This window comes from Photorhabdus heterorhabditis (assembly GCF_018448905.1).
Taxonomy (GTDB): Bacteria; Pseudomonadota; Gammaproteobacteria; order Enterobacterales; family Enterobacteriaceae; genus Photorhabdus; species Photorhabdus heterorhabditis.
The window spans coordinates 1-9,215 of record NZ_RCWA01000068.1; the positions used below are offsets into that span (position 1 = coordinate 1).

General features: G+C 50.3%; 11 protein-coding genes and 2 pseudogenes. 4 read left to right on the forward strand and 9 right to left on the reverse strand.

Annotation, left to right across the window (positions count from 1 at the left end; translation table 11 throughout):
- Positions 1-1,150: CHC2 zinc finger domain-containing protein (locus EAE89_RS21845; protein ID WP_214086572.1), on the reverse strand; the 1,150-nt coding region annotated here is incomplete at its 3' end.
- Between the two features lie 130 nt (positions 1,151-1,280).
- On the opposite strand from EAE89_RS21845, the gene EAE89_RS21850 reads away from it, so the two are divergent.
- From EAE89_RS21850 to EAE89_RS21860, 3 genes are all read left to right on the forward strand, one after another.
- Positions 1,281-1,622, forward strand: coding sequence for a helix-turn-helix domain-containing protein (locus EAE89_RS21850; RefSeq protein ID WP_315903533.1), 342 nt, complete (start codon positions 1,281-1,283; stop codon positions 1,620-1,622).
- A 75-nt stretch (positions 1,623-1,697) separates the two neighbouring features.
- Complete coding sequence (locus EAE89_RS21855; RefSeq protein WP_214086573.1) at positions 1,698-2,018, forward strand: SymE family type I addiction module toxin; 321 nt, start codon at positions 1,698-1,700, stop codon at positions 2,016-2,018.
- A gap of 14 nt (positions 2,019-2,032) precedes the next feature.
- The gene (locus EAE89_RS21860; protein ID WP_166291727.1) at positions 2,033-2,230 is read left to right on the forward strand and encodes a DUF7706 family protein; all 198 of its coding nucleotides are present in this window, start codon (positions 2,033-2,035) and stop codon (positions 2,228-2,230) included.
- Between the two features lie 54 nt (positions 2,231-2,284).
- Here EAE89_RS21860 and EAE89_RS21865 read toward each other — a convergent pair whose 3' ends face one another.
- Positions 2,285-2,605: a DUF7716 domain-containing protein gene (locus EAE89_RS21865; protein ID WP_214086574.1), complete on the reverse strand. Its 321-nt coding sequence runs from the start codon at positions 2,603-2,605 to the stop codon at positions 2,285-2,287.
- A gap of 15 nt (positions 2,606-2,620) precedes the next feature.
- Positions 2,621-3,088, reverse strand: a complete 468-nt coding sequence (locus EAE89_RS21870) for an HNH endonuclease (protein WP_339423542.1) — start codon at positions 3,086-3,088, stop codon at positions 2,621-2,623.
- Between the two features lie 366 nt (positions 3,089-3,454).
- On the opposite strand from EAE89_RS21870, the gene EAE89_RS21875 reads away from it, so the two are divergent.
- Complete coding sequence (locus EAE89_RS21875) at positions 3,455-3,652, forward strand: DUF7706 family protein (protein WP_214086576.1); 198 nt, start codon at positions 3,455-3,457, stop codon at positions 3,650-3,652.
- Positions 3,653-3,731: 79 nt separating this feature from the next.
- On the opposite strand, the gene EAE89_RS21880 is transcribed toward EAE89_RS21875, so the two are convergent.
- The 6 genes and pseudogenes from EAE89_RS21880 to EAE89_RS21910 form a co-directional block, all read right to left on the reverse strand.
- Entirely contained in the window at positions 3,732-4,121 is a 390-nt protein-coding gene (locus EAE89_RS21880; protein ID WP_149617310.1) for an Imm50 family immunity protein, read from the reverse strand.
- An 11-nt stretch (positions 4,122-4,132) separates the two neighbouring features.
- Positions 4,133-4,420, reverse strand: a complete 288-nt coding sequence (locus EAE89_RS21885; protein ID WP_149617311.1) for an HNH/endonuclease VII fold putative polymorphic toxin — start codon at positions 4,418-4,420, stop codon at positions 4,133-4,135.
- Positions 4,421-4,658: 238 nt separating this feature from the next.
- Positions 4,659-5,327 carry a hypothetical protein gene (locus tag EAE89_RS21890; protein ID WP_149617312.1) on the reverse strand — a complete coding sequence of 223 codons (669 nt, stop codon included), beginning with the start codon at positions 5,325-5,327 and terminating at the stop codon, positions 4,659-4,661.
- Between the two features lie 308 nt (positions 5,328-5,635).
- Positions 5,636-5,722, reverse strand: a pseudogene (locus EAE89_RS24460) (RHS repeat-associated core domain-containing protein); the annotation flags it as partial.
- A gap of 919 nt (positions 5,723-6,641) precedes the next feature.
- Positions 6,642-7,646 carry a site-specific tyrosine recombinase XerC gene (xerC, locus tag EAE89_RS21905; protein WP_339423543.1) on the reverse strand — a complete coding sequence of 335 codons (1,005 nt, stop codon included), beginning with the start codon at positions 7,644-7,646 and terminating at the stop codon, positions 6,642-6,644.
- Positions 7,647-8,391: 745 nt separating this feature from the next.
- Positions 8,392-9,215 (reverse strand): annotated as a pseudogene (locus tag EAE89_RS21910) (DNA primase); the annotation flags it as partial.

Below are 9,215 nucleotides of genomic sequence, written 5' to 3' on the forward strand. Positions count from 1 at the left end.
GATGTTCAGCCAGTGCGGCCCGCTCTGTTGCGGTGGTGGCCTGTACCTCTGCCGCTTCCTGCATCGGCACGGCACTGTCCAGCAACAACCCGAAGGCCCGTTCCGGCTCGGCGACCTGACACAGATAACCGTTGGCATCCATGCCCTCAGGGAACACCACCCGGAACACGGTGATACCGGAGGCAGTCAGTTCGGCGGCCAGTTTTACCGCGGCATCATTCCCGGCGGGGTCATTATCGAAGGCAATCAGCACCTGTCTGACCTGATGCTGTTTCAGTGCCTGCCAGTGGTCGGGAGTAAACCCGTTCACCCCGTAGGCGGCGGTGACATTACGGTAACCCGCTACCCAGAATGACATCGCATCGATTAATGATTCACACAGGATAAGCGAGGCTGACGCCCCCATGGCCGGTTCATTCCAGACCCCGCTATGCGCCCCGGGCAGATACAGATGCCACGGGGTGTTTTTGCGCAGGTCATCACCGATTTTACGGCCATAGATTTCGCGTATCTGGCCGTGCCGGTCGATAACCGGTATCACTAATGACCCTCTGAAGTGTTCATGCCCGTTGTCCCGCAGGATACCCGCCGCCATTAACCGGACCCGGATAGCGGAACCGGCCTTGTATTTACTGGCGGGCAGCCGGTAACCCAGGGTGCGGTTGGCAAAGCCCGGTTTAAAACAGGCGACTAATTCCGGGTGATTTAACCGGCGTTTTTCCAGATAAGCCAGGGCTTCGGGGGCGTTCAGCAACGTGTGGTGGTAGAACTCAACCACCCGGTTGAGCAGCGCCTGCCGTCCGGCTTCATCTTCGGCCAGCACGGCGGGTTCATCCGGCTGGACCAGCGGGGCCATTGCCGGATTTTCGCCCAGTTCCCCGCGCAGGCGTTCCACGGCATGGCGCAGGCTTAAGCCTTCGGTTTTCATCACCCAGTCCAGTACTGAGCCGCCGGCATCACAGCCAAAACAGTGATAGAGATTTTTTGCCGGTGAGATAACCATTGACGGGGTTTTCTCCTGATGGAACGGGCACAGCAGCACGTAATCTTTGCCGCGTTTAAAGAGCTGTCGCCCCTGTTGCTCCACCACGGCGACTAAGGAGACGGCGGCTTTCAGGTGCTGTAATTCTGCTTCCGGGATGCGTGCCATAAAACGACCTCCTAAAAAATGCGTCAAGACTCCATTGCTCTTTTATTTAGTATCTATTAAGATACCAATATAAAGCAAGCATTTTTTGGAGGGTAGAATGACGGCAAATTTCTCTGACTGGTTTAATTCGATGAGCATTGCTAACCGACTCGTTGCCCTCCGTAAGCAAAAGGGCCTCTCACAGCAAGCATTGGCGGATGCCATTGGTATCCATGTGACTCAGGTCAAACGCTACGAAGGTGGGATTTCGTTACCTTCTCTGGAGGCAATTAAGAAGATCGCACAGACATTGCGGGTCACGACTGATTCACTGATATTTGAAGAAGATGAGCTACTACCTGATGCCGACTTGGCTCTACAGTTTCAGGCTATTAACAACATGCAGCCGGAGCAGCGAGAGGTGATTAGGGAGTTATTGGAAGGAATGATCATCAAGTACGAGGCTGAACGCTGGTCTTCTAAGATGAAGTGAGGGCAATAACGCAACGTATTCGGGCGGGCACCCAAATACGTTGCTCACCACAAGCAACTAAAAGAGGTAGTTACTATGGCTAAGGCGCATTCTAAAGCAGAAGCGGCAGTAAATAAAGCCGTGAAAACAGAACGTTATTACACGGTGGGTTATGTGCCGAACGGGCATAAGGTCAAGAATGCCACCCCGGCGATACATCTTAAGGGGCAGTGGCTGAGACAGGCGGGATTTAATACTGGCGGCCAGATTACCGTGAAGGTGATGGATGGCTGTCTGGTGCTGATCCCTGACAGTGAAGCCACGCAACAACAGCATCAGCAGTACCAGCGGCAACAGGCCCAACTGCAAGAGATCAAGCAGCAGATGCAGGCGCTGATAACTGGTTTTGTGGGTTAAGAGGAGAGCATGAGATGACGATAGCCATTGAACATTTACAGGATATTCAGTTAACTCACATTGAAGCACTGGCCCTGGCCCAACTGGTTAAGCGGCTGTGCTGGGCGGAGATACGCGCCTGTGCCGTGAATGACGAAGAAGCGTATCAGATCAAAGATGCGATTTCTAAGCTTCAATCCGCTCTGGCTTACCGTGGGTATTCACCAAGATAGATCATCAGAAGGCCGGAAGATCTCAAGGATCTTTCCGGCTCATATCTCATATAATTAAAACTCCATAAAAGCATCATTTTCAAAATAAAAAATAAATGCCTTCAATAGATCATTAAGAGATGGATTGTCTAACTGGGCCTTAGTATTAGCTACTACTTCTTCAATTGTTCCTCCATCTAAAACTTCAATCCACCCGTTTTCTTTTACCTGTTTAGGTAAATAATCATCAGAATCAGGTGGAAAATCAGCACTACTCAGAGAAAAAATTCCTTCTGTTTCTAACGTCCAACTATTTTGATCTGGAGGTAAGCAAAACCACTCGCTGGAATTATTTTCTGGGGTCGATAATACATCAGCAATAGAAACTAACTTCATAAACTACCTCATTATTTATAGTCCACCACATTTTCCACTACCTAACTTTTTGAATCCTCCTTCCTGATTTGGATGAAGGCTTTTCTGTACAGCGCCAGGCGCTTGATGTTGAGATCTTGGAATAAGTTCTATCTTAGTTGGATTTTGAGCATTATGGTGCCATGAATGATTAGGCGGGCTAGTACGTTCAAATCCACCTTTTGGACCTGGCTGCACATGCGCTACAACTTCAGGCGGTAACGCTTTAGCTAAACGTGGATCTTTTTGTATTACTTCATACAGTTGTTTATTTGCATTATTAAAATGCTTAGGTCTGCTACTTGAATGTAAATCTGTGGGGATATCTGTTTGATACCACACACTATAATTTGGACTGGATAAAGGTCTACCAGAAGCATCAAAGCCAGTTAAGCCTAAGGGGTCGATCCACGACACCGGATTCGGCACGTACGCATACAGGTTCAGACCCCCTGCTAATCCTATCGGGTCTTAGGGACTATCCCGACGCCATCATACGGTTGAGCGGACCTTTCCCCCTGATTTAGCAGCCTTTTTCTTCGCCAGCTTTTCCCATCCTGTTAAAGAGCATGCCAACTGGCCCCGACGAGCACTTTGCTGATTTTAGCTCGCTTTTTCCCCGATGTCAGCGCCGCTGATGCGGGCTGGCGAGGCCCGCAGGTAAAGCCGCCAGTGAAGTGACCCCAAAAAGTTGGGCGACTGTCTGGTGCTCATTCCTGACAGTGAAGCCACGCAACAGCAGCATCAGCAGCAGCAGAGCCAGCTCAATGAGATTAAGCAACAGATGCGGGCGCTGATAACTGGTTTTGTGGGTTAAGGGGAGAGCATGAGATGACGATAGCCATTGAACATTTACAGGACATTCAGTTAACCCACATTGAAGCGCTGGCCCTGGCCCAACTGGTTAAGCGGCTGTGCTGGGCGGAGATACGGGCCTGTGCGGTGAATGACGAGGAAGCGTATCAGATCAAAGATGCGATCGGTAAGCTCCAATATGCTCTGGCATACAGTGGATATTCGCCCCGGTAGATCACAAGAAGGCCGGAATATCCCCATGATCTTCCGGATTTTTGTTATTTATTGGAATGATCAACAATAAATTAAAATGTTAATCCCATCTTTCATCTAGATAAGGCGTTATATCTCTAATTGTTAGAAATTGAGCAATACAGTTGAAGTAAAAATTATTATGAAAAATACTCATATGTATTTTGTTATCTATATATTCGATAGTTGGAGTGCACTCAAAATCAAGGCTAATTCCTTTGCATTCAAAATGAATAATATCACCAAGTTCTAACAAAATACTCAGTGCATTAAATTCACTTTTATTCCACTTATCAGGGAATGTTGTTGGGATGTTTTTACTATGAAGACCAAGTCTAAGTGAAGAATGCGCATAAAACGAAATAATCTCGACTTCAACATGTTCAATAGACAATTCATTGTTAAACATATGTTTAATTTTTTCTTTATATATGGCATTTTCAAACCACATAATGAGTTTCCTTAAAATTCATAATGCTCAGACGTACCCGGAACCTTACCATTTCTTGAACCGGCTCCTGTTTTTGGATCAAGTGGCCTTATATTAAAATGTGGACCTTGGTTGCCAGGTGTTCCTGGTGGACCATATATATGCCCGGCTGAGTGTTCTTGTATTACAATTTTAGGGCCGTCTGAGCGAGTAAAATGATATTCTCGGGTTTCAATTGGCTTATGATTAGAATCCAAAATTCTTCGGCTATTCATGTCTGTTAGTGGAATTTTATCGACTTTATCCGGGTGCTGATTCATTGGTATTCCCGCATCTCTTTTTGTTGCTCCAAGCGCTGTTTTTCTGGAATTAAATTGGGCATTACACCCAGTAAGACCAGCTCAGTGACATTAAGCAGCGGATGCGGGAACTGATTGGTGAGTACAAGCATAAGAGCAGAAATTGAGCGGCTATAGTCATCACTGGCCTATAACAGATATTCGCTAGGGCAGAAAAAGGTAGACTGGAAAATCTCTATGATTTTCCAGTCTTTTATACTTATTTTCTCTTATTGGTAATGGCGATTATTTTTTTCTTAATAGTATTATCATGTTCATACTGAGTTAAGAAAAATAATCCATCATTTCTTTTATAAAAATAATTTTCATAAAGCCATAATATTATGGACTTTTTTTGATACAATCCTGCTTCTGACATTAAATAATCTTGAGCATTAATCTCATCAATACATTGCAATGCATTAGGCTCATTATCTATAAAACCATTAAAATAAACCAAATAATAATTAGAAATTAAATCACTTATTGTAGAATTCTTTTTCTTAGAATAATACTTCCAGTGATTTACAAATAACCCTCCAATTTTATACGCTAATCCATATTTATAATATAATTCATAAACAGAAAAATGAATTTGGCAAAAATAACCCATCGTGCTTAATACTCTATAATCGCAAGAATACTTCCTATAAAACTCCACTATATCAATAGCTAACAAGATAAAATCTTGGCCTTTATAGTATCCATTCTGTACGGCAGTAGAAACAAAGCAAACTAACTTTTGTTCCAATTCTAGATTTTTTAGATCAGATGGAATACGTCTAAACAAACAAATCAACTTTCTTAATTGAAATGACAGCTCAGGATTATCCTGAGCATTGAGTGAAATTTTTTTGTCTGCCAGAAAATTTAATTGCTCTGTAAACATTATGGACACCTTTGATTATTTTTAATTCCTGAATACCATTTGCCAATCCTTTTACCTATCTGAGAGAAACGAGATTTGTTTGCTTCAAATACAGTCTTCGCTTTTGGAGGAAGAGGCTTAGATTCTTTAAGTGGTTGACCACTAGGGAAGACTCTATACTCATACTTATCAGAACCAACAGTTACATGATAATGAATCGGGGCATGTTCTTTCGGAGTGCCTATGCCTGCACCAAGGTTTCCATAGTTATGCCATACACGCACACCGTTCTCATTGTAGATTATTTTATCTGGTAATTGAGCTGGTGTTTTATTTAATCCCCAAGGGTCAATCCAAGTCATCGGATTGGGCGCATAAGTGTATAGGTTTATGCCCCCTGTCAACCCCAGAGGGTCTTAGGCACTATCCCGACGCCATCATACGGCTGAGCGGACCTTTCCCCCTGATTTAGCCGCCTTTTTCTTCGCCGGCTTTTCCCACCCTGTTAAAGAACATATCAACTCGCCCCGACGGGCACTTTCCCGATGTTAGCGCATTTTTCCCCCAACGTCAGTGCCGGGTTTCGGCCCGCTTTGCCTGCCAGAACCGGGTTTTATCAGGAACCCGTGGCGGCGGGGCAGCTTGTCTGCGCCGCTGACGCGGGTTGGCCGGGTGCGGGCTGGCGAAGCCCGCTTATCGACGGGGTTCAGCGGGGAGCCCCCGCCCGCGGGGGCGGACGGGGCGGAGATGGCGAGTACGGGAACGAGCAAGGAGCCTGCGACTGCGAGCCGGACGCAGCCAGTGCAGCGGGTTGGGTGGGGGCAATAAACCGCGGCCAGCTTGCTGGCCTGCCTTCAGGGCCGTTGACCCTGACGGCCTGACCGGCAACGGCTTAAGGCAGATGTTAACACCGGAGCCGCCAGGGAGGGCGGCGACTGCGGCGGTGGGATTTTGCACTGCGGCTGACAGCGGAAGGCGTCCGCCTTGCGCGCCTCTGGGGCTGAGAGGCCCCCCCGGCGGCCAGCCGCGCACCGGGGCTGAGGTAACCGCGCAGCGCCCTTGGGTGGGCGGCGCCGACATAATGTACCATTAAGCGTTGTGGGCCGTTCAGGCCCATTGCGCTTAATGCCACATTATGTTGAATGGGGGTTGACCGGCAACCGTGTTGACAGAGAACACTTGAGTTGAGGGCCGGGCGGCCACCATTTACCGCCGGCACTCCGAAGGTGGGCAGGCAGTCTGTGCGCAGGGATGCGCGCAGTCTGCCTTTCACTGCACCCCACGCGCTCACCGGGAACCGGCTAACCTTAAAGACAGTCCGGCAACACAGCGCGTTCAGACCGGCTTCGGGCTGTCCGGCTGGTCGCTATTTGCCTGCTTATCGTCTGGCAGCGTTGCCTGCTTTGACTGCCGTTCTGCCGGGTGGGTCTGCTCATGCACTTCCTTTAAGTGACCGATAGCCACCCGGGTATAGATTTGGGTGGTTTCCAGCTTCTCATGCCCCAGTATCGCCTGGATGTGCCGGGTGTCTGCGCCGTTCTCTAACATCTGCGTCGCCATGGAGTGGCGGAACAGATGACAGGCCCCCGGTTTAGCCAGTTGCGCCTGTTTACGGATGCTGTCGGCGGCTATCTGGGTTAACGTGCCTCTGGCCAGTCCCCGGCCTTTCCTGGTGATAAACAGGTGACCGCTGTCCTCCCGCCGCGTTAACTCGGGCCGGACGCTGAGCCAGCGACTTAACCAGTGCAGCGCCTGTTCGCCGATGGGCACCACCCGGTCTTTACCGCCTTTACCCTGTCTGACCAGCACCACCCCGCGCCCGAAGTCCACCTCGCTTAACAGCAGGTTGGCTACTTCCATCCGCCGGAGACCGGTACTCCACAGTACTTCAAGGATAGCCCGGTTTCTCAGCCCGGTTGGGGTGTTGATATCCGTTGCGGCTAAGACCGTGTGGGTTTCGTCTTCATTCATCACCTGCGCCGGCAGCCGTTTTTCTTCTCTTGGCAATACCATGTTATCCGTCGGGTTATACAGGATATGGTGACGTTGCAACAGCCAGCGGAACCACTGACGTAAGACACTCAGGCGGTCCCGCTGACTGCCCGGGCTGTAGGGTTGACCGTTCGCTTTACGGGAGCTTCTCAGCCAGCGCTGGTAACTTTCCAGTAACGGCAGGCTGACCTGCGGTGCCGTCATCACGCCACGCGCTTCGCACCAGTTGATGAACGGCAACAGCCGTTCTTCATAGGACTCCTGAGTCCGTTCGCTTAAGCCCTGTCCTCGTACGGCTTCCAGCCAGGCGGCCAGATGCTGGCGTAAGGTGGCGAAGCGGGCCGGTATGGCGTCGGGTTGACCGTGGGTCTCCGTCACCGAGGGACGTTTTTTTCTGTCTGGCGAGGCCAGTGTTGCAGCCGGGCTGGTCGGGATAGCGTGCTGTTGCTGCAACCAGTCGAACCACAGGCGTAAGGCGCGCAGGCGTCGGCGCTGACTGTCCGGCGGGTAGGGCTGACCGTTGGCTTTGCGGTACCGGGTCAGATGCTGCTGCCAGTTTTCCAGTAACGGTTCGGTGACCTGAGCCGCGGATATTACGCCCTGTTCCTCACACCAGTTGACGAACGGTGACAGCCGTTCATGACGGGCGGACTGGCTCTTTTGACTCGCCCCCTGCAACAGCAGGTTATCCAGATACGCGTCCAGATGCTGGCGCAGGGTCAGCGGGCGGGAGTTGGATTGATGTTTAGCGGGTGATGACATGATGGGATTTCCTGTAGGGAACAGCGGTTAATGGTTATCGGTGTGTGATGCATCACGACGGTACGATGGCTTGATTGTTAAGTGGCCGGAACAGTCCTTTTCTGTCTGCCCAGACTTGCGAGTCATTCAGCCCTGTGCTACTGCGGCTTGCCGCCGGTTTTGGCGAACCAGACTTGACCCCGACTTGGAGCAGACTTGACCCTGACTTGCCTTCATTTGAGCCAGACTTGCACCCGTCATATTCACACTTTCCTTTCTGGCTTTCAGGTTCGTTGATGAAGGGGCAGTACGGTACGACGGCCTGATTTTTAGGGGGCCGGAACAGTCCTTTTCAGGCTGTCCCGACTTGCGAACCGTTCAGCCCTTTGTCACTGCGGCTTGCCGCCGGTTTTGGCGACCCAGACTTGGCCCTGACTTGGGGCAGACTTGACCCCGACTTGCCTTCATCCGGGCCAGACTTGCACGAGTCATATACACTATTGGCAGCCTGATTTTCCGGTTCAATCAGACCGCACAGGTGAGCCTCCTCCGCTTTATCGCCATTCCAGAGCAGTTCATATTGCAACAGATGGCCGCGACTGCCGCCGTGTGTCAGCAGGTATTCCATGTCACTCAGGCGCTGACAGTGGAGCTTAAGCTGGCTGTCACTCCAGTGGGTATAACTGCGGATATCCCGGCGGGTAAAGCGGATATCTTTCACCGGGCGTTGTTGCGCTGCCGCTGTGTCTTTCACCATTTGCTGTATCAGCAGCAACAGTTTTCGGGTCTGGGGCGGCATCTCATCCAGCGTGCGGCCTAATATCTCATGGGCCAGCCGGTTTGCTAAGCTAATATCGTCTTTGGTCACCTCGATATATTCAAGCCGTTTGCCCCGGTGTTCCGCGGTCTTCACCTCGCGCTGGTGCTGATGCAGCAGGGCGATACTTTGTATCAGGGTGAGATATTTCATGTGGTCGCGCCGGGTGCGGGTTTTATCGCTCATGAACGTTAACTGTGAGGCATAAGGGTTAACCACATTGAGCGGGCGCAACAGCCGCTGGGCGTTTTGATGCAGTTCGGTGATATACGCCTTTTCATTCTCGGCCAGTAAGCCTTCGAGGGTTTGCTTATGGCGCTGCAAGGCGTGGATAGCTTCGGTCTGTTCCCGCGATTCGT

Bases quoted from the DNA above. Each gene is read 5' to 3' on its own strand.
- EAE89_RS21865 (WP_214086574.1), bottom strand. From the start codon at position 2,605: ATGAAGTTAGTTTCTATTGCTGATGTATTATCGACCCCAGAAAATAAT.
- EAE89_RS21885 (WP_149617311.1), bottom strand. From the start codon at position 4,420: ATGAATCAGCACCCGGATAAAGTCGATAAAATTCCACTAACAGACATG.
- EAE89_RS21880 (WP_149617310.1), bottom strand. From the start codon at position 4,121: ATGTGGTTTGAAAATGCCATATATAAAGAAAAAATTAAACATATGTTT.
- EAE89_RS21860 (WP_166291727.1), top strand. From the start codon at position 2,033: ATGACGATAGCCATTGAACATTTACAGGATATTCAGTTAACTCACATT.
- EAE89_RS21890 (WP_149617312.1), bottom strand. From the start codon at position 5,327: ATGTTTACAGAGCAATTAAATTTTCTGGCAGACAAAAAAATTTCACTC.
- EAE89_RS21855 (WP_214086573.1), top strand. From the start codon at position 1,698: ATGGCTAAGGCGCATTCTAAAGCAGAAGCGGCAGTAAATAAAGCCGTG.
- EAE89_RS21875 (WP_214086576.1), top strand. From the start codon at position 3,455: ATGACGATAGCCATTGAACATTTACAGGACATTCAGTTAACCCACATT.
- EAE89_RS21850 (WP_315903533.1), top strand. From the start codon at position 1,281: ATGAGCATTGCTAACCGACTCGTTGCCCTCCGTAAGCAAAAGGGCCTC.